The following is a 21,651-nucleotide window of genomic DNA, read 5'->3' on the forward strand; positions in this document are numbered from 1 at the left end:
AAGTTACAGTTCGCCCGGATTTTCACCGGTGACGGCAAAAATGGCGTCCTTGGTATGAGGAAGTGCAGCGATCTCATGCAGAGGCACAGGTTTGACCGGCATACGCAGGCGATATGTACCCACGGCCTCAGGAGCGCGCTGCTGAGTATCAGCCAGTATTTCAGTGATGGTTGAGGAACACATGCGGCCCTGACATGGCCCCATGCCGCACCGCAACATTGTTTTGAGCTGGTTGGGTCCGACGACATTAAGCGCTGCGGCATCACGAACTTGGCCTGCGGTTATTTCTTCGCAGCGGCAAACTACGGTAGCGCGGTTCGTCGGTGCCCGAAATGAAAGGCTCGGTTGATAAAGTGTATCAATGAAACTCCGCCCGCGCGTAAGCTTCCGTCGGTGGCGCTGTAGTGCGGAGAGGGTGAGGTCAATTTCTGCAGTTTTGTCAGTCAGAAGCTCACGACAAATGGTGAGAGCCGCAATGCGTCCCGAAACTTCAGCTACAAGTGCGCCTCCGATACCACTGCCATCACCCGCCACAAAAACTGCTTGAAGAGAAGAGCGGCCATACTGATCGATTTGGGGTTGAAAACATCTCTGCTGCTCATTCCATATCAGTTCACATCCGGTCGCATTGCTGAGATTGTTATTGGGAATGACGCCCTGATGGAGAAAGATGCTGTCGATATCGATCTCTTGTGTTGAACCTTTGGTGGTAAACCGAACAGTTCTCGCTTTATCGACACCCAGTATCTCAATTGTCTCTACACTCGAATGAATAGGGACGGAGCGTCGAACCTTGTTGAGCAGCGACAGACCCTTGATGGCATATGCTGACATCAGGAACGAAGGCAGATGAGAAATTGCCTTCATCCAGTTTGCACGCGGGGTGGTGTCGAGGATGGCCGCAATGGTCCCGCCAGCTTCAAGCACCTGAGCGGCGAAAAGATAAAGCAGGGGTCCTGTACCCGCTAAAACGACCCTGCCGTCAGGCACAAGTCCTGACGATTTTAGTGCAATCTGTGCAGCACCAATTGTCATAACGCCGGGGAGCGTCCATCCGGCAACAGGCATCGGACGTTCAATCGCGCCCGTAGCGAAGATCACGCGCCCGGCTCGGATAACACGACTTTTACCGGCCTTGGAGATGCGTAGTTCCACTGGTGCGGTCTTGTCTTGTTCCTGCTGTTCTACACTCCACACCAAGGCTTGCCCGACATAAGATGCATCGCTTGCCAGAAAGGCATTCAGAATGTCTGTGCCGTGCCAATAATCTTCGCCCAGAAATGCACGTTTTGAAGGTGTGTTTGTCTCAATCCCACGGTAGATCTGCCCACCTGCCGCAGGATTTTCGTCAAAGAGAATTGTTCGAACACCTCGAGCGGACGCTTCTGTAGCCGCTGCCATGCCCGCAGGTCCGGCGCCCACAATAGCCACATCGTAGAACGGATCAGTACCGTATATATCGGCAATTTTGTTGAGCGCCATCTTCAGAAGCCCTCATCAGTTTTGCGCGCGCCCGTCTGTGACGAGATACGCATGCCGTCACGGACCACAGTCATGCAGGCCTGTCGGTTTTCAACGCCGTCAACTTTCACCAAACACTCGAAACAGACGCCCATCAAGCAGTAGGGCGCCCGGGCCTGATTACCCACCACGCTTTTACGCAGGGTGTTAATTCCTTCTGCCAGAAGTGCCGCTGCTACCGTCTGTCCCGCACCGACCTCATAAGGCAATCCATCAAATATGATAGCAACTGTATCGACTGGCTTCTCAGTTTGTCTGAACATGAAACCTCCTCGCTGAAAAAGCATTGTCAGCCAGATTGCCTTTTTGAGCTGCGATTTGATCGGCAATGATGAGGGCATGGTTTGACGCAAGCGTCACGCCTGAGTGACACATGGAGACATAAGCACCAGGAAATTTTTCTGATTGTTGGTAGATAGGCAAACCATCGGGTGTCTTCACACGAAATCCTGCCCAACTCCGGATGACATTAACACTGCCAAGACATGGGAAAGTTCGTATCGCGCGGTCAGCCAGCACGGCGCTGATGTCCTGATTTGTTGTTATACTGTCAGTGTGGGTTTCCTGACTGTCGCCAATCATCACTCCTCCTTCGTCGGCCTGGCGGAGTGTGGCAGACGTATAAGGAAAGAATGGCGCACATTTTTCTGTAACGAGAATCTGGCCTTTGCTGCGGGTGGTTGGCGCGTTAATGCCGACCATTTGTGCGAGCCTGCTATTGCCTGTTCCGGCTGCCAGTATCGTACGTTGCGCGAATACTTCTCCCCAGGCACCTTTGATCAGAAAGCCGCTCGACTGCGGGATGATTTCAGTCACCTCACAATGTGGTTCATAAAGCGCACCCAGATTGATCATTCCGGTATGAAGGGCGCGCAACAGCCGAAGTGAATTCACATCACCATCTAACGGTGAATAGACGGAGCCGACCACTGCGCGTCCGATTGCGGGCACCATTTTTGCGGTTTCGCTGTGGCCTAACACGCTATGCGTTGCTGCATCCTTGCCCAATTCGTGCGCGACCGTCTCCGTGTCGGCTTTTGCATTTTCCAACTCGGTATCAGTAAGCGCAAATGTAAATGCACCACGCTGTCTCAGAGCTACATCAATGCCTGATGTTTCTTTGAGCTCTGCTGCAAACTGTGGCCAGAGCCGCGCGGCCTTCATCGTCCAGCGCGCGTAATGCGGTGCTCCAAGTCCTTTGCCCTGAACCCAGATCAACGCGAAATTGGCGCGAGAGGCACGCAGTGAGAGATCTTCGCCATCAAGTAACAACGGGCGTTGGCCTGAGCGAGCCAAACCCCATGCGAGAGCCGAGCCGACAAGGCCAGCTCCAATAATGACAAGATCCTGATCGGGGAGTCTGCGCATGTTTTCAGTCCATATGCCTGCAGATTGGCCCTTCCGGAACGGGGAAGGGCCAGATTGTAAAACTATTCCTGAGGGCTGACGTCGACCTTGAACCAGTTCTCGGAAAGCTTTTTCACGGTTCCATCAGCGACTGCTGCGTGAATGGCTTCATCGAAGCGCGCTTTAAGTTTGGTATCTTCTTTGCGTAAGCCGACGCCAATCATGCCAAATACTTTGCCTGAAAAGAGCGGACCGGCGAGCTTCGCACCCTTCATGTCTTCCTTTTCAAGGGCCGCTGCGAGTACAGTTGCATTGGCGAGCACAGCATCAAGTCGACCACTGGTCAGATCGAAATTGTGTTCTTCAGTGGTCTTGTACTCACGCACATCCACGCCTTTTGGAAAATACTGTTCCATGAATGCGGAAGCGGTCGTCGAGCCCTGTACGCCGACGGTCTTGCCCTCGATTTTTTTGGCAATTTCTTCGAGCACTGGCTTTGCTGCTTCAGAATCAACCGAAAGCGGTTTGCCAGTATCGGGCAGATCATCAAGACCGCTATCGCCCATGACGGTGAAGGAATTGATCGCCGCAGCATAAGGAGCAGAGAATGCGATCACTTCTTCACGTTTTGGCGTGATGCTCATCGCGGCCATGATAGCATCATACTTGCCCGCCGTGAGCGAAGGAATGATGCCGTCCCAGTTCTGCGCTACGATCTCGCATTTGGCTTTCATGCGCTCACAGAGTTCCTTGACGAGATCGACCTCGAAACCCTCCAGAACATTGTTTGGGCCGGAGAAGTTCCAGGGAGCGTAAGCACCCTCGGTTGCGATGCGAATGGTGTCCTCGGCATGCGTCATTTGGACAGATGCGAGAAGACCTGCGGCACATAGGATGGTTTTGAATTTCATGTGTTCACCTCTTTTGATTTTGATGTTTATTTTCAGTTTTGTTGTCGGGAAATAAACTGGCGGAACCGCTCGCTTTTTGGGTTCGTGAAAACCTCTTCCGGTTGCCCGTCCTCCTCAATCAGCCCCTGATGCAGAAACAGAATGCGGTTGGAGACATCACGAGCGAAGTCCATCTCATGCGTGACTACCAGCATTGTTCGGCCTTCGGCTGCCAGATCGCGCATGACTTTAAGAACCTCGGCGACAAGTTCTGGATCGAGCGCTGAAGTGGGTTCGTCGAAAAGCATGATTTTGGGTTTCATCGCGAGTGCACGTGCGATAGCTGCGCGCTGTTGCTGTCCACCTGACAGATGAGCCGGATAAAAGTTTCGCTTTTCAGCTATGCCCACGCGTTCAAGGAGTGCCTCTGCTTCAGCGACACATTCACGTCGATCACGCTTTTGCACATGGACTGGCGCTTCGATCAGATTTTCGAGGACTGTAAGATGAGACCAGAGGTTAAACGACTGGAAGACCATCGTTGCTTGTGAACGCAATTTCTGCAGCTGCTTCTGATCAGCTATACGGGAAGGTCCATTGGTTTGGTGGATCAACCGGTATGTTTCGCCGTGAATTGAAACGTCGCCAGCTTCGGGGACCTCAAGCATGTTGATGCAACGAAGCAAGGTCGACTTTCCTGACCCGGAAGCGCCGAGAATGGAAATAACTTCGCCTTGATGAGCCTTAAAGGAGATGGAATGCAGAACCTTGTGAGCCCCATAACTCTTCTCAAGCCCACTAATTTCCACGGCCGGTGCGGCAGAATTTTTGGTCATGCTTTTGCTCCTGCCGCGCGTAACGATTGCGGCTGACGTTGCGCGGCGGAAAGGCGGTATTCCATCAGCTTGAAAAGGCGACTGACGATAAAATTGAGCAGGAGATAAATGGCGCCAGCGGCAATAAACACTTCGACAGGCCGATAGGTGGACGAGATGAGTTTTGCTGCCAATCCTGTCACTTCCATCATCGTAATGGTTGAGGCAAGCGCCGTTGATTTGACCATCAGAATGATTTCGTTGGAATAAGCAGGGAGCATCTGCCGCAATGCCTGAGGTGCAACAACGCGCCGGATCAGCGTGAAACCATGCATTCCATAAGCACGCGCCGCCTCAACCTGCCCCGCCGCAACGGACAGAACACCACCACGGATGATCTCGGCACTGTAAGCGGCGGTGTTCAGTGCGAGCGCAAAGACCGCGCACCAATATGGTTCACGCAGAAATGGCCAGAGGAAGCTTCTGCGCAATTCAGGGAATTGGCTCAGGCCATAATAGATGATGTAAAGCTGGACGAGGAGCGGCGTGCCACGGAAAACAAAGATGTAGAAGCGCGCTATGATGTCGGGCAAGAACCAACCTGAAAGGCGCATGGCAGCAAGCGCTGTTGCCAGAATTGCTCCTGTGAGAACAGATAGGCCTGTGAGCTGTAAGGTCAGTGGTATTCCGCTGCATAGGCTCAGAAATGCGTCATATATGAACAAGAAATCGATCACGTCATACCGCCCTTCTGATGCCGCGCATCGCGCGTTTTTCAGCCAGCCGGAAAACATGCCCTGAGACAAAGCTGATCAGCAGATAGAAAACGGCGGCGGTCAGGAAAAAGGTAAAAGGCTGGCGGGTTGAACCGGCTCCGATCTGCGCCTGACGCATGAGTTCAATCAGTCCTACGACCGAAATGAGTGCGGATTCTTTGAGCACCAGTTGCCAGACATTACCAACGCCTGGAATGGCAAAGCGGGCGGCTTGTGGGAGAATGATGCGCCGAAACATCAGATGTGGGGGCATGCCGTAAGCTCGTGCAGCCTCAAGTTCCCCTTTCGACAAGGCTAAAACTGCGCCACGGTAGACCTCGGCCTGATACGCGCCTGAAACCACACCGATCGCAAGCGCTCCAATCAGGAAAACGGGGGCGCTGACAAAGCCCGTTGCCCCAAACATGGCCGAAAGCTTGCTCAGTACGGCACTGCTGCCAAAATAGAACAGATATATGATGAGGAGATCCGGAATGCCGCGAAGCAATGTGGTGTAGCCATCCGAAAGCCCACGCAGGACCCGCAAAGACGAGAAGGACGCGGCGGCCGCCAGACAGCCAAACACTGAACCGATAGCAAAACCACTCAACGCGACGGTGACTGTCACAAGCGTGGCTTTGAGCATGTCTTTGCCCCAGCCGCCATCTGTGAATCCCATCAGATCAAGATATGCGTTGACCGCACTCACCAGACTGTTCCCTTCCGTGCTTTTTGCTGAAACCAATCAGCGCACAGCTTATTTTTCTTAGGGTTTGACAGTCTGCTTCAATACAGTCAAATTCGAAAAACAGGGTCGAGAATAACTAAATGTTATGAGGAACGATGAACCTACGTCAGGTTGAAGCATTTCGGACTGTTATGTTGACAGGGAAGATGACTGCGGCTGCGGAACTTATGGCGATTACCCAACCAGCAGTCAGTCGGCTCATTCGTGATTTTGAATTCTCTACGAAACTCAAACTGTTTGACAGGCGGGGCAACCAACTCACGCCGACCCAGGAAGCCCTTACCCTGATGCAGGAAGTCGAGCGTGCCTTCATAGGTCTCTCGCGCATCAAAGCGTTTGCGGAAGAAGTGCGTCGTCAGAATGCTGGTATGTTGCGTATCGCGGCGATGCCAGCGCTCGCTAATGGGATTATGCCTCGCTTCCTCGCGCATTTTCTGCGAGATCATCCAAATATCCACGCGTCTTTAAATGGTATCTCATCGTCGCAGGTGATTGAAGCTGTGGCGTCGGGCAGTGTCGATATAGGTTTTGCGGATGGTCCTTTAGATCGACCGGGTTTCATAATCGAAACCCGTCCGGTCGCAGCTGTTGTCGCTATCCCGGAGGGGCACAGGCTCACAAATATTGATCAGGTTACGCCATCAGACCTTGTGAATGAGCGGATGATTACGCTGGAGCCCGGCACAGTCTTCGCCATGCGCGTTGAAGTGGCTTTGGCGGATATTGCGCGCTCTTCAACGATTGAAACGCGCCTTTCTCACACGGCTTTGACACTGGTTTCTGAAGGTGTTGGCATTGCTATCATTGATCCGTCATCCGCGACCGAGTTTCGTGGACGTGGTGTGATAATCAAGCCATTCAGCATGTTTCTGGATGCGGGTTTTCTTGCAATACAGCGTGGCAGTGGCGCCCCTAACGAGCTTGCGCGTCGCTACATTGAAGAGTTCTGGATCTATCATGCCGCTCTTTTAGAGAACCAATCTAATCCTTCATACTGAGAGTGAAATATAAGGTATTTCCAGATGGCAACGAACAGGAATGATCTTTCCGACCTCTCAGTTTTCCTTCTGATTGTTCGATATCGGAGCTTCCGTAAAGCTGCAGATCAACTGGATTTATCTGTGTCTGCTCTCAGCCATCGAATGAAGGCGCTTGAAACGCGTCTTGGAGTTCGTTTGCTTAATCGAACCAGCCGAAGTGTCGCTCCGACTGCGGCAGGTGCGGCGCTGGCCGACAAAGTTGCCGCCGGCCTTGATATCATAAACGGTGGTATTGAGGAATTGCAGGGACAATTCAACGGTATAGCCGGAAGTGTGCGTATCAATGTGCTTAAGGACGCGGTTCCATTGTTGCTTCAAGCTGTGCTGCCAGTTTTCCGCGAGCGTTATCCAAATATCGAGTTGGAAATCGCGGCTGATGACAACTTTCTTGATGTCACTGCGGAGGGTTTTGATGCCGGGCTCAGATATGCAGGTTCTATTCCCGAGGACATGATTGCGGTGGCTATCAGTGAACCGCTGAATTGGGTTGCAGTCGCTTCGCCCGCGTATTTAACGCGTGCTGGACATCCCAAACATCCAGCTGACCTGATGAGCCATAACTGTATCAGAATAAGGACAGGACGCGGTCAGCTTTTCCATTGGGAGTTTGATCGCGGGGATGAGCATTTGCAAATTGATGTTCCCGGCTCACTGATTTCCGGGTCGACAGATGTTTCGATGGCCGCTGCCCTATCCGGTACCGGTATTGCTTACTGTCTGGAGAAACTGGCGGAGCCGTATGTGAAAGCCGGGCAATTGCAAATTATTCTCCCGGAATGGGCGTCTCTCGGACCTCCGCTGGCATTCTACTATTCAAGTCGCCGTCAATTGCCTTATGGCCTTCAGATGCTGATCAAAACGATCCGGGAATTACGCCCCATTGATCGTTGAGCTGTTCTAAATGATCCATTGAATTGAAGCCAATTGATTCAACTATCAACAACCCGTACTTATGGTCACGGAAGACGGGCAGGTAAGCCCATATGAATTCCTATGGAGACGACATGTATATTCCAAATGCCGACCGATATGAAGGTGTCGACTATCGCCGCACGGGCCGTTCGGGCCTGAAGTTACCACCGATCTCACTTGGTCTGTGGCAAAATTTCGGTGGTGCCGATGTGTTTGAAACTGGTCGCGCCATCATTCGCAAGGCATTTGATCGCGGTGTAACGCATTTTGACCTCGCCAATAATTATGGCCCTCCTTATGGATCAGCAGAAGAGAACTTCGGCACAGTGCTGAAGAAAGATTTCCGCGATCACCGCGACGAGCTGGTTATTTCGACGAAAGCTGGTTGGGACATGTGGTCCGGGCCTTATGGCCTGGGTGGTTCGCGCAAACATGTGCTGGCTTCTCTTGATCAGAGCCTTCAGCGCATGGGGCTGGATTACGTCGATGTCTTCTATTCGCACCGCCCAACCAACGATGTGCCACTTGAAGAAACCGTCAGTGCACTTGTCCAGATGGTTCGTCAGGGCAAAGCGCTTTACATTGGCGTTTCCTCTTATAATCCGCAACGCACCCGCGAGACTGAAGCTCTCCTGAGAGCCGAGGGCATTCCGCTGTTGATCCATCAACCGTCCTATTCGATGCTCAATCGCTGGATTGAGGACGAACTTCTGGGAACGCTGGATGCAATAGGTACGGGTTGTATAGCATTCTCACCGTTGGCGCAGGGTCTTCTGACTTCGAAATATCTCGGTGGCGTGCCAAATGATGCGCGTGTAGCCAGAGGCGGTTCTTTCAACGAGCGACTGCTCAGCGAAGATAACCTTGCTCGCGTTCGTGCGCTGGATGCGATTGCAAAGAAGCGTGGGCAGTCATTGGCACAGATGGCGATCGCCTGGGTCTTGCGTGATCCTCGTGTGACGTCAGCACTCATCGGTGCACGCACAGTTGAGCAGCTTGACGATTCTCTGGATGCTCTCAAGAACCTGAGCTTCAGCAAAGAAGAACTCAAGGATATCGACACCCATGCAGGCGAAGGCAGTGTTGACCTCTGGCGCAATGTGATGCAGCAGAATTAAAGATCATCCCGAAAAAGCGCCGGTCCGGTTGAACTGGATCGGTGCTCTGCTTTCTTGCCTCCTTGATCAGATCAAAGAGGCATTTTTCAGTGCTTGCCGAAGTCGGTGTAGATATCGGCGCGTGTTTGCGGCACCGCCGAAATGCCACGTCTGCGCTTGGATGCGAGAGTCTGATTGATCTGAACGGTCCCACGTTCAAACGCAAGTGCACAACCTGCAAGATAAAGCACCCAAAGACGTGCCTTTGGATAGCCAATTTCCTCGATAGCCTTGTCGAAATTTGCGTAGAGCCGCTCACACCATAACCGACATGTGCGGCCATAGTGCTCGCGCAGGTTTTCCACGTCATGAACTTCAAAGCCGTGGCCTTCGAGATTTTCCACGGTCATGCCAAGATGATCCAGTTCTCCGCCTGGAAAAATATACTTCACCAAGGCAAGATGTTCCGCGCTTTTGCGGTTGAAAGCCTTCTTGTTCTTTTTCATGCGACGGGTGATTGCGTGATGCATGTAAAGGCCGCCCGGACGCAAAAGCCGGTTCACAGCACTGAAATAACTGTCGTAATTTTCAATGCCAACATGTTCGAACATACCCACAGACGATATCTTATCAAACTGACCGTCCAGCTCAGCGTAGGATTTAATATGAATTGTGATCTTATCTTCAAGACCCGCTGCCTTGATCCGCTCTCGCGCAAGCGCGGTCTGCGCTTCGGACAGTGAAACGCCCGTGCCGGTGATGCCAAAGTTCTTTGCAGCATAGATCAGCAGCGCTCCCCAGCCGCATCCGATATCTAAGAGACGATCTCCCGGTTGAAGGCGAAGCTTGCGACAGATCAATTCAAGCTTGTCTTGCTGGGCCTGATCGATGTCATTTGCCCAGTCTGTGAAATAGCCGCATGTGTAAACCATGCGCTCATCAAGAAACAGTTTGTAGAATTCGTTCGACACATCATAGTGGTGCGAAATTGCTTCTTTGTTCGATCCGCTGACAAAGGGAGCCTTGCCATCGACCGCGGCGCGCGCAGCCGACTTGCCTGCGAACACGAGTGCCGGAAGATCCTTTAATAGCTGCCATTTCGGCAGTTCTTTAAGTCTTTCTTTGAGCTTGCCGTCAATCTTTGCATTTGCGAGATCGAAGATCGTGCCATTTTTAATATCGACCCGACCCGATACCCATATATCGATCAATGAATCATAATTTGGCTTGAGGATGAGTTGGCGAACAATCGTCGGATCATTTATGACAAGTGAGGTACCCTCGAAGTTTCCTATCCGTGTACCATCCCAAAGCTCGACGTTGAACTGTGGACGAAGTGTTTCAATAACTGTCCGTATGATACGCACTGACTTGGTTTCAGCAGTCATTCAACGCCTCTCAATGGTTCACAGATAAACGCTTGTCAGACGAGCTTAGCCTAATGCGCTTATCGAGTGAATGGCCATAAATTACTACGACTTACTCTCAAGGTCTTGTAGCCGCGTTTCGACCAGGAATACGGTCAATTAAACCGAGTCTGGCTCAATTTTTCGCGAGCTTAGTCCGTTGGTTTCCTGTTGTGGCAGCATTCAGCAACGAGGTACCCTCGCCACCAAGCATTGAAATCGGAGTGTGCAATATTTGGTGAATGAAGTTTCGCGCTGATGGCGCGCTCTCTTCCGCCCGGAAAAGAACGGCAATTTCCGATGTAATTGGCTTTCCGGCAATGGAGCGGAATTCGATATTGGGCAGTCTGACAGCCTTTCTCACAGAACTTGGAATAACAGATACCCCTGCACCAAGCGAAACCTGTGTGAGAACGGAAAGAAGACTGCCGGGCTTGGCCACAATATCTGGAGGAAAGCGCCCTCGGCGGGCGACTTCATACGTACCCAGTTCCTGTTCGGGCATTACAAATTTTAATCCTGCGAGTTCGCGCGGTTGCAAGGGTGCATCTTGTTTCGCCTTTGGGTGACTGGAACAGAAGGCAACGCAGAATACATCCCTCAACAATATATGTGATCGAAGTGAAGAGGGGTAAGCCATTGGCAGCCGTACAAAGCCCAGGTCGAGCTGCCCCTCTTCAATGAGTGTTGGCAATTCCTCCATAGGATACTCCCGCGCGCGGATGTCTACACCCGGCCACTGCTGGGTGAATTGAGAGATTTGCTCTTGCAATACACCAGCATAGGCTGCGGATCCGACATAACCAATCTCGATCCGTCCGATTTCGCCACGTCCTGCTCGTCGTCCTGCGCTTTCTGCTTTTGCATACTGGTCCAGAACGAGGCGAGCCTCATCGAGAAAGACCTTGCCCGCGGATGTCAACATGACCGAGCGCTTGGTGCGCGTGAATAATCGCACGGAAAGAACGCGTTCGATTTCCTGGATCTGGACGGTCAGGGTTGGAGCGGCAATGTTCAGGCGCTCAGCTGCGCGGGCAAAATGCAATTCTTCAGCGACAGTAATGAAATAGCGAAGGTGTCGAAGTTCCATCTGCAGCTTTCTGGATAATTAGGAAAAACCTAATAAACATCGAAAACGACAAGAATGAAACAAATTAAAAATCAGCGTAGATGACATCGTAATTTTCAAAGGAGTCCTGAAATGTTATCACGTATTGTTCTGGCTTTCCTCATGAGTGTAAGCATGTCACCGGCCTTTGCAGTTGACCTTCCAACCAAGCCCTATCTGACACTGGAAGCAGCCCGCACCGTCTTGACTACCGCGCGGGAAAAGGCATCGGCTAATGATTGGCCTTGCGTGATTGCTGTGGTTGATGCCGAAGGACTTCCGATTGTCATGGAACGAATGGATAATGCTGCGGTTCTCGCAGGTGTGGATCTTGCTCCCGGCAAAGCGCGGACTGCTGCTCTGTTTCGCCGCGAAAGCGGCGCGCTGGAAGATGCAATCAATGGTCCACGTCCAGCGGCGGTGACGGCGCAGGGCTTTGTCATGATGCGAGGTGGCGTGCCTATTATAGTTGATGGCAAAGTTGTGGGTGCTATTGGCGTTTCGGCAGATACGCCAGACCATGACGAACAGATAGCGAAGGCCGGCGTCGCCGCGTTGATAAAATGACCTTGGACATCGCAGTTGCTCGTCGAAAAGCAAATGTTACCCTGACACTTCTGACCGCCTCAATCGGTTGCGCCATGACGGTGCTGGATACGAATGTTGTTGCAATAGTTTTGCCAACAATAGCGCGTGATTTCGGGGCATCCTTCGCAGATGTTGAATGGGTCATCAGCACCTATGTGTTGTGTTTTGCATCATTGCTTCTGCCGGCAGGGGCAATCGCCGACCGTTTCGGTCGTCGTTTGGTCTTTCTGATCGGCATAGGAGCATTTGCGCTGTCCTCTTGGTTATGTGGCGTTGCTCCCACGGCTGCAGCGCTTTATCTTGCACGTGCAGCTCAGGGCATGAGTGCGGCCTTCATGCTCGCGCCCGCACTTGCTATCATCGGGCACACCTTCCATCTGGAAGAGGAACGAAACCGTGCGTGGGCGATGTGGGGCGCAATTATGGGCCTCACGATGGTCCTGTCACCAATTCTGGGTGGAGTGATCGCTCATACTTTGGGATGGCGGTGGGCCTTTTACATCAATGTGCCGATCTGTATCGCTCTGGCACTTGCCGCCCTGCGGCTAATCGAAGAATCGCGAGACGACAACGCCCGGAGGCTTGATCCTTTTGGATTTGTTTCTTTCTCTGCTGCCATGTTTGGAATTACCTGGGGGCTGATTAATGGTCAGGCCCATGGGTGGTTTTCTGGCGTTGCACTACTAGGATTTGCTGCAGGTAGCGTTGCGCTAGCTATCTTTGTCTTTGCTGAGACTGTCCAGAAGCGTCCAATGCTGGACTTAAGTCTGTTTCGTAATCCGCGATTTGTTGGTGGTGTATGGGCGATGTTTGCCTATGCAGCTTGCGCTCAGGTTATGGCTTCCATGCTGCCACTGTTTCTTCAGAACGGCCTTGGTCGAACGGCTTTGCAAGCTGGGTTTGCAATGTTTCCGTTTGCCGTCGCTATGCTGATTTTCCCCAATGTTGGGCGTCTGCTTAGCAGAAAGTTTGGCTCGCGAGAGATACTTTCACTGGGTCTTTTGATTGTTGGTTTGGGAAGCCTGCTGACCGCATGGGGTGCGCGGGATGGAATGTGGTCCACTGTTATGTGCGGTATGCTTGTGCTGGGTAGCGGAGGCGGTCTGCTCAATGGCGAGACACAAAAGGCTATCATGTCAGTGGTTCCCAGAGAAAGAGCAGGCATGGCGTCGGGCATCAGCACAACATCCCGATTTTCCGGAATACTCTTAGGTTTTGCGGTGCTGAGCGGAATACTCGCAAGTGTCGTACGGCGCGCGCTCACTCATACCAACTGTTCAGATCCAACTTGCACGCCTGCTTTCGCTGAGGCCATTGTCGCAGGCGATTTACCGACAGCACTTGCTGGAATTGGTCCTTCTGCACGTGAAGCAGCAACTGCGATTGCAATGAAGGGATACTCAACCGGGTTTTCAGCGGCCCTTACATTTTCGGCCATCATGGCTATTGCGTCTGCGCTGCTGGTTTACGTCCTTATGCGCCGTGGAAAGCCGTTGCCGAAGGCTTAGATGGGAGCAGTTGCGCCGGGATTTGACGCTTCGTTTGATTGAAGCGTTCAAACGGTCCTCCGTGACGAAAATTTGTCAATAAATCCCTCTTAGTTTCAGGCGCATAATCCTATTGATCAACGCCTGAAACTAAGAGTTGTCCGTTCAACTACCGACCATCAGTTCGTTTGGAAAAACGCAGAATAATGAAGCCCGCAGTACCTGCGATAAGCGAACCAATCAGAATACCAATTTTGGCTTCGTCCTGAAGCAGAGCGTCATTGAACGCAAGAAGCGAGATGAACAGGCTCATTGTGAAGCCTATGCCGCATAAAAGGGTGGTTCCGAGCATTTGTGACCAGCTCGCACCTGCTGGCAGGCCGACAATGCCTGTTTTCACCAATAGCAAGACTGCACCGAAAATTCCCAGAAGTTTACCAAGGGCCAATCCGCCCGCGACGCCCAGCGTGACCGGAGCAAAGAGCGCATCTACGCCCAACCCTGAGAAGCTCACACCAGCATTGGCGAAACCGAATATTGGCACGATGAAGAATGCGACCGGTTTGATCAGGCTATGTTCAAGCAGATGCAGCGGGCTTTCTGAGCGACTCGCTTCAGGCTTCGCCGGTGTGCGGGTAATCGGAATAGTCAGCGCTAACAGAACACCCGCAATCGTTGCGTGAACACCGGAACGATAGGTGAAAAACCAGAGCAACGTGCCAATCAACAGATAAGGCGTCAGGCGTTTGACACCCATAAGGTTGAAAGCCAGAAGAATCGCGAATACGCCTCCGGCGAGGGCCAGATCGATGACTGAAACGCCAGACGTATAGAAAATTCCAATGATGATTACGGCACCCAGATCATCAATGATCGCAAGGGCTGCTAGAAACACCTTCAGTGACGTTGGAACCCGAGAACCGAGCAACGAAATCACACCAAGTGCAAAGGCAATATCGGTTGCGGCGGGGATTGCCCAGCCGTGTGCGGCACCGTTGTTAAGATTGAATGCAAGATAGACCATTGCAGGAACGGCCATTCCAGCGGCCGCCGCAGCCCCGGGCAAAATGCGGCGTGGCCACGACGAAAGATGGCCGTCGACCATCTCACGTTTTATTTCCAGACCGACCATCAGAAAGAAGATGGCCATCAGCGCATCATTCACCCAATGCTGGATAGAAAGCGGTCCCAGATAGACATGTAGAGTACGGAAATAAGTCTCTGCGAGTGGAGAGTTTGCGACGAGCAATGCCGCAATTGCCGATGCTATCAGCAATAGGCCACCCGAAGATTCACTGTCCAGAAAATTGCGAATAGTACTTTGTATGCGACCAGCCATGGCAGCTCCTGACAGAAACGGTTAAACACAGTCTCCGTATTCAGGGCAGTCCCTGGGCGCACGCAGCACACGCCTTGGGTAAACATAGCAATTAACGCTGAGAATTCAAGCGACACTCGCCCGTATTATTTATGAACGATCGGTTGTAGGCCTCCTTCCTTCCAGCGACATTGCGGCAATCTTAGCTTGACGGGAGAGTTGGTGTCGTAAGAAAAGAAGACGAATGTGTATCTGAGCACGATGATTACGATGCAGCGCCCGATACGAAATACGACATAAGAGAGATGAAGCAGCTATGAGCCACGAGCTCCACGATCCGGGCGGCAAAGTTCGCCTCAAAGTTAAATCGGAAATCAGGGGCGATGCTCTTTTTTCGGAATGTGGTCGCTATCGACGCCTCCTCACGCGGGAGTGGGATGGAGCGGATAAGGACGGTTATGTCCTTTGGATCGGAATGAACCCGAGCACGGCCGCGTTCAATGTCGATGATCCCACAGTGTTTAAAGAACAGAAATTTACCCGCCGCTGGGGTTATGGCCGTTATGTGAAATGCAATGTCATGGATTACCGTGCGACCAATCCAAAGATGTTGCTTGAACAAGGTGTTGAGCCTTGCACTCAGGAGAACCTGCAAACGATCGTCGAACAGGCATTAGGCGCCGAGATCGTCGTCATGGCCTACGGTTCTCTTCACAAGAAACTGGCACATCATGGACAGGCAGTTACCGATGCTTTGCGCGCAGCAAAGGTCACACTGCACGCGCTGAAAATTACGAACAACGGTTCACCAGGGCACCCGTTGTATCTTAAGGATACAAGCGAGCTGATCCCCTATTAATTTTCGTAACGGCAGGCGAAAACCCGAAATAAACTTGAACTGCCAATCACTGAGCAGAAGATTTAATAGCTGTGCTGAAACGAGTATCACACGGCGGCATCACACGGCGGAAAGACAGAAACGTGACGAACAAGCTTCTTCGCAATCAAGCAGGATTTGCAACTCGAGCCATTCACGTTGGACAAGAGCCGGATCCGCTGACCGGCGCAGTTATTCCTCCGATCTACCATGCCACAACCTATGTGCAGGATGGCATCGGCTCAAGCAAAGGCTATGATTACAGCCGAAGCGGTAATCCGACGCGCAATGCGCTTGAACGCTGTTTGGCTGACCTTGAAGGCGCGGAAGTAGCCTTTGCATTTCCGAGTGGCCTCGCAGCCGCTGCAACTTTGCTGGAGACACTCCCGGCAGGTTCGTCGATACTGGCGCATAATGATCTTTACGGTGGTGTCTACCGACTCCTTGCCGATGTTCGCCCACTGACTGCAGGCCACGAGGTCAATTTTGTGGACTTCTCCAACGAAATGGCACTCAGACAGGCAGTTTTGGATTTCAAACCGAGCTTGCTCTGGTTTGAAACACCGTCCAATCCCACTCTTAGAATTGTTGATCTGTCTCTGGTTGCAAAGCTGGGAACTGAGGCTGGTGCGATTACCGTTTGCGACAGCACCTTCTCATCGCCTGCCGGACAGCGTCCGATAGAGCATGGAATCCATGTTGTTGTGCACTCTGCCACTAAAATGCTGAACGGACATTCAGACCTTCTGGGCGGTGTTGTCGCTGTTTCCGCCCATGCTCCGGCGAAGCTTGGCGAACGGATCAAGTATTTACAGAATGCGTTGGGGTCTGTGATGTCTCCCACGGATTGCGCATTATTGCACCGCTCCCTCAAAACACTGGAGATCAGGAGCGCCAGACAGTCGGAAACGGCACTCAGGCTGGCCAACAGTCTGGAGAATAAAGCCGCAGAACTAGGATTGATCAGGGTTGTTTACCCCGGCCTTTCTAGCCATCCACAACATGCGATGGCTTCGCGACAGATGATCAATTTCGGCTGCGTCGTGTCCGTTGAAGTCACCGGTGATCTTGCACGGGTAGAGCGTATCTTAACGTCGACGCACTATTTCCACTTTGCGGTTAGCTTGGGCAGTGTGGAAAGCCTCATTCAACATCCATTTTCTCTCACGCACGCTGTTGTGCCCGAAGATCAGAAAAATGATCTCGGAATTGGCCCTCAACTGACCCGCATTTCTGTTGGTCTTGAAGATCCAGAAGATCTGGAAGCCGACCTTATGGAGGCATTGATCAAGAGCCTGTAGTTCCAGGCTATCATACCTCGGCTTGGACTTTTCCGCGCTTGAACAGCTTTATGTTGGCCAGACGGTCAATTTCCACAAAGATGACCGGGGTAATGAAAAGCGTCAGGACTTGGCTGAGCAACAAGCCGCCAACTACTGCTACGCCCAGTGGTTGGCGCAGTTCTGAACCCTGACCGTGACCAAGAGCAACTGGAACTGCCGCGAGTAGGGCACAGAACGTCGTCATCATGATTGGTCGAAATCGCATAATAGCTGCTTGATGGATGGCTTCTTCGGCCGGATGGTTATCTTCCCGCTTCAGAACAAGCGCTACGTCTACCATCATAATGGCGTTCTTTTTGACAATGCCGATCAGCATCAAAAGACCAATAAGCGCAATGATCGAAAGATCAAAGCCGAAGAGTTGCAGTGTCAGCAGAGCACCAAAGGCTGCCGATGGAAGACCTGACAGAATGGTGAATGGATGAGCGAAGCTTTCATACAAGACGCCCAGAACGATATAAATCGTTGCAATCGCTGCTAGGATGAGCAACCCCATATTGCCGGTCGATTGCGCGAAGACCTGTGCTGCGCCAGCTGGATGCACCGCGACCGAAGCTGGCATGCCTATCTGATTGCGTAAGCTGTCCACCCGATCAGTTGCCGTACCAAGTGATACCCCTCCCGGAAGATTGAATGACAAGGTCACTGAAGCCAACTGACCGGACTGATTAACCGTAACAGGACCATTGGTGCGTGTGATTGAAGCAAAGCTCGCCAAAGGAACCAATGTTCCTGATGAAGATGGTACACGAAGTGTACCCAATTGGGTCTCATCCCATTGACGATTGCGATCCAGTTCTATGATGACGTCGTAATTATTGCCCGTGGTCTGGATTTGCGAAGCTGTCAGCGTGCCATAGGCTGCTTCCAGCGTTTTGCGAATGGCTTCGGACGTTATTCCAAGGCTGCCAGCTTTGTCATTGTCGATTTCTATACGCGCTTGCAGGGCGTTATTCTGCAGATCAGATGCAACATCGACAAACATGCCGGTTTCAGCCTTCATGGCATCTTCAAGTTTTGTCGACCATTGCCGCGCCTCGTCGGCATCCAGAGATTGAAGAACAATCTGATATTGGCTCTGGGTGCTTCGACCCCCAAAGCGCAAGCTTTGTACCGGCGTTATATAAGCCGTAAGGCCGGCAAGTTGATTGAGCGACTTTCGCAGGTTGCTCAATGTTTGATCAAGCGCTGGCCGTTGGTCCCGCGCCTTGAGCTGCACGAAGAAGGAACCTGTATTGAAGGTCGAGCCGCCCGGTCCGCTTCCCAAAGACGAGGTGACATGTTCGACAGCCGGATCTTTGGAAATAATTGCGGAGGCCTGTTGCTGCAAACTGCTCATGGCTTCGTAGGAAATATCCTGCCGCGCCTGTGTAGAGATTGTCAGCAGGCCTATATCTTCCTGCGGGAAGAAACTTCTGGGCAAGGTCATAAACGACCAGACAGATCCGGCAAGGCTGAGAAAAAACAAGACGAGCACAATGGACCGGTGATTGAGGCACCAGCCGACAGCACGTCCATATTTTTGCGTCACAGTGTTGAAAATGTGTGTGAAGCGGCCCGGCTGTTCAGGCGTGTGCGGCAGTCGGGCGGCAAGCATCGGTGTCACAGTCAGAGAGACAAGCGCTGAAGACAAAATGGCTAAAGTCACGACCATGCCAAACTCGTTTAACACGCGCCCGACGATGCCGCCCATCAGCAAAATCGGAAGAAACACTGCGACCAGGGAGAGTGACATGGAGACAATCGTTCCCGTCACTTCCTGGCTACCTTCTATGGCTGCCTGAAAAGGCGAAAGCCCTTCTTCGGTCCGCCGTACTATGTTTTCCAGCATCACGATAGCATCATCGACAACCAATCCGACGGCTAGCGTTAGTGCAAGCAGAGAAATGTTATCGATGGAGAATCCAAAGGCATACATGCCAGCGAATGTTGCAACCAATGACAATGGAACAGCAAGCCCGGGGATCATGGTCGCCCAGAATCGTCCTAAAAACAGGTATATTACAAGGATGACGAGGCCTATCGTTATCGCCAACGTCTTTTGAACGTCGGAAATCGCAGCACGTATGGACGCCGAGGCGTCGTTAACGACGGAAATATGCATCTGCGCTGGGAGGGCACCCTCGATATCGGGTAATTTCGCTCTGATCGCATCGACAACGGCTACGGTATTTGACCCGGGCTGCCGCTGTACAGCAAGGGCAATTGTTTGTTTTCCGTCAAGCCAGCTCCCCTGATTGATATTCTCGACGCTATCAAGAACGGTCGCTACATCTGACAGGCGAACAATTCTGTTGCCGCTTCCGGCAATGATCAGGTCTTTGAACTCATCGGCATTGGTTCGCTGCGTTTTAGCATCAACCGTTAACGCCTGCGTTCCGTTTTGCAGGGTTCCCACGGGTGTTTGATCGTTTGCAGCAGCGATTGTGTCACGCAAGCCTGAGAGCGATAAGTTGCGGCTTTCCAGTTTGTCTGGGTCCACTTCAACGCGTACAGCGTAGGTCTTTGAACCAAATACCTGTGCCTGTGCGACGCCCGATATCGTAGATAGCGCTGGAGAAATGATGTTCTGGGCAATATCATCCATCTGCGTCAGACGCGCGCCATCTCCAGTGAGTGCCAGGATAAGTACCGGCGCGTCCGCAGGGTTGGATTTACGATAGCTGGGCGGTGTTGTCAGGTTATCCGGCAGTTGTCTTTGGGCGCGGGTGATCGCCGCCTGTACGTCGGCTGCTGCTGAATCGATATCGCGCGACAAATCGAATTGCAGCGTAATAGATGTGTTGCCGAGCGAAGAGGTCGCACTGATTGTATCAATGCCGGCAATCGTTTCAAACTGCTTGATAAGCGGCGTTGAAACAGAAGACGCCATGGTGTCAGGTGAGGCACCCGCCAGCTGTGCGGACACATTGATTGTCGGAAAATCAGCCTCTGGAAGTGCCGCAACCGGAAGCTGGAAATAAGCCGAGACACCGCCAATCAACAATCCCGCAATTAACAGGACAGTTGCAACGGGGCGGCGGATGAACAGCTCGGAAATATTCATGGCGTTATTGCCCTTATTTCCATTAATCGGAGGATGTCCCAGTTCCGGTCCCTGCGGCCGCAACCTTCACCTTACTGCCATCGACAAGCGTTGCCTGGCCTTCCGTCACAACGCTCTCTCCTGATTGAAGACCCTTACTGATCCCTGCCATGCCATTTGCACGCAAAGCGACGGTTACGGGACGGACCTCAATTGTGTTATCGGCTTTAACGACATAGCTTATTGAGCCATTTTCCTGCGGTTGCACAGCTACGCCGGGAACCAGCACCAGATTATTGATCTGGCCCGTCGCGATTGAAACGCGCAAGGATTGGCCCGGCCAGAAGTTGCCAGATTGATTGTCCAGCTGTGCGCGCAATTGCACCGTTCCGCTAACAGTATCGATAGAGTTATCGATGAAACTCACTGGGCCGCTTTCCGTATCATCTTTACCGTCTCCTGAGACTACAGTCGCCTGAGCCGTCAGAGTTCCCGCTGCAAAGGTTTGGCGGATTTGTGCAAGATCAGTTTCTGGAAGAGTGAATTCGGCATATACCGGCTTCATCTGTGTGAGAGTTGTGACCGGGGCTCCGGCAGCCAGATAAGCGCCGACCGATACAACAATGGCGCCGAGCTGGCCGTCGAACGGCGCTGTGATTTTGGTGTTGGTTAACGTGACCTGATCTGCCGTGAGCTGTGCGGTATCGGCTTGCAACTGCGCTTGGGCGACTTTAACGGAGGCTAAAGCGTCGTCTCCACTCTGTGATGTGTTCACGCCGCGGCTAACCAGATCCTGAATTCGCTTTAACTGAAGCTCTGCATCATCCAGCGTTGCCTGAGATTTGGCGACTGTAGCCTGATCTTTACCAATAGTTGCGCGGATGACCCGATCATCGAGTTGTGCAATCAAATCGCCCTTTTTGATTATCGCTCCGTCGCGGGCGTTCAACACCGAAACATTACCAGCTTGCGGGCTGTTTACAGCTGTCGACGCGATTGCGACAACGATACCCACTGCATTTCGCTGGATCGGCAGAGAACCTGCTTCTGCGACTGCAGTTTTGACCGCGTGCACAACATTTGCGGAGCGGTTTGCTCCTCTTTTGCCAACATTTTGTGTTGTATCAGGTGTTGTTACAGAAGACAGGTTATTAAAGTGATACCAGCCAGCGTAAGCGGCACAAATGACAATTACCGTAGTACCCCAGATCACCCAACGCTTCACTCGCAGGCTCCTGTTTCCAAGACATGCAACCAATTCCCGGACTTTCACAGTAACACAAATCTATTGACCAGCAACTGAACACATCGTGAGCCTGATAAGCGATGCACCAGGCGGAAATCTGGAGCGCCGATTTGCCGGCCTCAAAACAG

General features: G+C 52.2%; 19 protein-coding genes. 7 read left to right on the forward strand and 12 right to left on the reverse strand.

What is annotated here, in order from left to right:
* Positions 1-3 precede the first annotated feature (3 nt).
* The 7 genes from CEV32_RS00755 to CEV32_RS00785 form a co-directional block, all read right to left on the reverse strand.
* Entirely contained in the window at positions 4-1,482 is a 1,479-nt protein-coding gene (locus CEV32_RS00755; protein WP_235818676.1) for an FAD/NAD(P)-dependent oxidoreductase, read from the reverse strand.
* A gap of 2 nt (positions 1,483-1,484) precedes the next feature.
* The gene (locus CEV32_RS00760; RefSeq protein ID WP_094573531.1) at positions 1,485-1,784 is read right to left on the reverse strand and encodes a (2Fe-2S)-binding protein; all 300 of its coding nucleotides are present in this window, start codon (positions 1,782-1,784) and stop codon (positions 1,485-1,487) included.
* Positions 1,768-2,889: an NAD(P)/FAD-dependent oxidoreductase gene (locus CEV32_RS00765; RefSeq protein ID WP_094573532.1), complete on the reverse strand. Its 1,122-nt coding sequence runs from the start codon at positions 2,887-2,889 to the stop codon at positions 1,768-1,770. The genes CEV32_RS00760 and CEV32_RS00765 overlap by 17 nt, the downstream gene beginning before the upstream one ends.
* A 62-nt stretch (positions 2,890-2,951) precedes the next feature.
* Positions 2,952-3,779, reverse strand: coding sequence for a lysine/arginine/ornithine ABC transporter substrate-binding protein (locus tag CEV32_RS00770; RefSeq protein WP_094573533.1), 828 nt, complete (start codon positions 3,777-3,779; stop codon positions 2,952-2,954).
* A gap of 32 nt (positions 3,780-3,811) precedes the next feature.
* Positions 3,812-4,594, reverse strand: coding sequence for an ABC transporter ATP-binding protein (locus CEV32_RS00775; protein WP_094573534.1), 783 nt, complete (start codon positions 4,592-4,594; stop codon positions 3,812-3,814).
* A complete protein-coding gene (locus tag CEV32_RS00780; protein WP_208620773.1) occupies positions 4,591-5,307 on the reverse strand; it encodes an ABC transporter permease in 717 nt (238 codons plus the stop codon). Before CEV32_RS00780 ends, CEV32_RS00775 begins: the two co-directional genes overlap by 4 nt.
* Before the next feature lie 4 nt (positions 5,308-5,311).
* Entirely contained in the window at positions 5,312-6,007 is a 696-nt protein-coding gene (locus CEV32_RS00785; protein WP_094573580.1) for an ABC transporter permease, read from the reverse strand.
* 164 nt (positions 6,008-6,171) lie between these two features.
* Between CEV32_RS00785 and CEV32_RS00790 the strand changes: the two genes are divergently transcribed.
* From CEV32_RS00790 to mgrA, 3 genes are all read left to right on the forward strand, one after another.
* Complete coding sequence (locus CEV32_RS00790; RefSeq protein ID WP_094573536.1) at positions 6,172-7,074, forward strand: LysR substrate-binding domain-containing protein; 903 nt, start codon at positions 6,172-6,174, stop codon at positions 7,072-7,074.
* Positions 7,075-7,098: 24 nt separating this feature from the next.
* Positions 7,099-8,007 carry a LysR family transcriptional regulator gene (locus tag CEV32_RS00795; RefSeq protein WP_094573537.1) on the forward strand — a complete coding sequence of 303 codons (909 nt, stop codon included), beginning with the start codon at positions 7,099-7,101 and terminating at the stop codon, positions 8,005-8,007.
* A 92-nt stretch (positions 8,008-8,099) separates the two neighbouring features.
* A complete protein-coding gene (mgrA, locus tag CEV32_RS00800; protein ID WP_328587902.1) occupies positions 8,100-9,146 on the forward strand; it encodes an L-glyceraldehyde 3-phosphate reductase in 1,047 nt (348 codons plus the stop codon).
* Positions 9,147-9,232: 86 nt separating this feature from the next.
* Here the strand turns inward: mgrA and CEV32_RS00805 are convergent, their stop codons facing one another.
* Both CEV32_RS00805 and CEV32_RS00810 read right to left on the reverse strand, forming a co-directional pair.
* Complete coding sequence (locus CEV32_RS00805) at positions 9,233-10,513, reverse strand: SAM-dependent methyltransferase (protein ID WP_094573539.1); 1,281 nt, start codon at positions 10,511-10,513, stop codon at positions 9,233-9,235.
* Positions 10,514-10,667: 154 nt separating this feature from the next.
* On the reverse strand, positions 10,668-11,621 hold the full coding sequence (locus CEV32_RS00810; protein WP_094573540.1) for a LysR family transcriptional regulator: 954 nt from the start codon (positions 11,619-11,621) through the stop codon (positions 10,668-10,670).
* 111 nt (positions 11,622-11,732) lie between these two features.
* Here CEV32_RS00810 and CEV32_RS00815 point away from each other — a divergent pair, with 111 nt between their 5' ends.
* Together CEV32_RS00815 and CEV32_RS00820 are read left to right on the forward strand one after the other, a co-directional pair.
* Positions 11,733-12,206 (forward strand): GlcG/HbpS family heme-binding protein, encoded by a 474-nt coding sequence (locus CEV32_RS00815; protein ID WP_094573541.1) that lies wholly within the window; start codon positions 11,733-11,735, stop codon positions 12,204-12,206.
* Complete coding sequence (locus tag CEV32_RS00820) at positions 12,203-13,735, forward strand: MFS transporter (protein ID WP_094573542.1); 1,533 nt, start codon at positions 12,203-12,205, stop codon at positions 13,733-13,735. The genes CEV32_RS00815 and CEV32_RS00820 overlap by 4 nt, the downstream gene beginning before the upstream one ends.
* 148 nt (positions 13,736-13,883) lie before the next feature.
* Here CEV32_RS00820 and nhaA read toward each other — a convergent pair whose 3' ends face one another.
* Positions 13,884-15,053, reverse strand: a complete 1,170-nt coding sequence (nhaA, locus tag CEV32_RS00825) for a Na+/H+ antiporter NhaA (RefSeq protein ID WP_094573543.1) — start codon at positions 15,051-15,053, stop codon at positions 13,884-13,886.
* A gap of 295 nt (positions 15,054-15,348) precedes the next feature.
* On the opposite strand from nhaA, the gene CEV32_RS00830 reads away from it, so the two are divergent.
* Positions 15,349-15,891: a DUF1643 domain-containing protein gene (locus CEV32_RS00830; protein WP_094573544.1), complete on the forward strand. Its 543-nt coding sequence runs from the start codon at positions 15,349-15,351 to the stop codon at positions 15,889-15,891.
* Between the two features lie 122 nt (positions 15,892-16,013).
* Positions 16,014-17,210, forward strand: a complete 1,197-nt coding sequence (locus CEV32_RS00835) for a trans-sulfuration enzyme family protein (RefSeq protein WP_094573545.1) — start codon at positions 16,014-16,016, stop codon at positions 17,208-17,210.
* 10 nt (positions 17,211-17,220) lie between these two features.
* Here CEV32_RS00835 and CEV32_RS00840 read toward each other — a convergent pair whose 3' ends face one another.
* Together CEV32_RS00840 and CEV32_RS00845 are read right to left on the reverse strand one after the other, a co-directional pair.
* On the reverse strand, positions 17,221-20,298 hold the full coding sequence (locus CEV32_RS00840) for an efflux RND transporter permease subunit (protein WP_094573546.1): 3,078 nt from the start codon (positions 20,296-20,298) through the stop codon (positions 17,221-17,223).
* A 22-nt stretch (positions 20,299-20,320) separates the two neighbouring features.
* Positions 20,321-21,307 (reverse strand): efflux RND transporter periplasmic adaptor subunit, encoded by a 987-nt coding sequence (locus CEV32_RS00845; protein ID WP_235818680.1) that lies wholly within the window; start codon positions 21,305-21,307, stop codon positions 20,321-20,323.
* Between the last annotated feature and the right edge of the window lie 344 nt (positions 21,308-21,651).

Source organism: Brucella rhizosphaerae, assembly GCF_002252475.1.
Classification (GTDB): Bacteria; Pseudomonadota; Alphaproteobacteria; order Rhizobiales; family Rhizobiaceae; genus Brucella; species Brucella rhizosphaerae.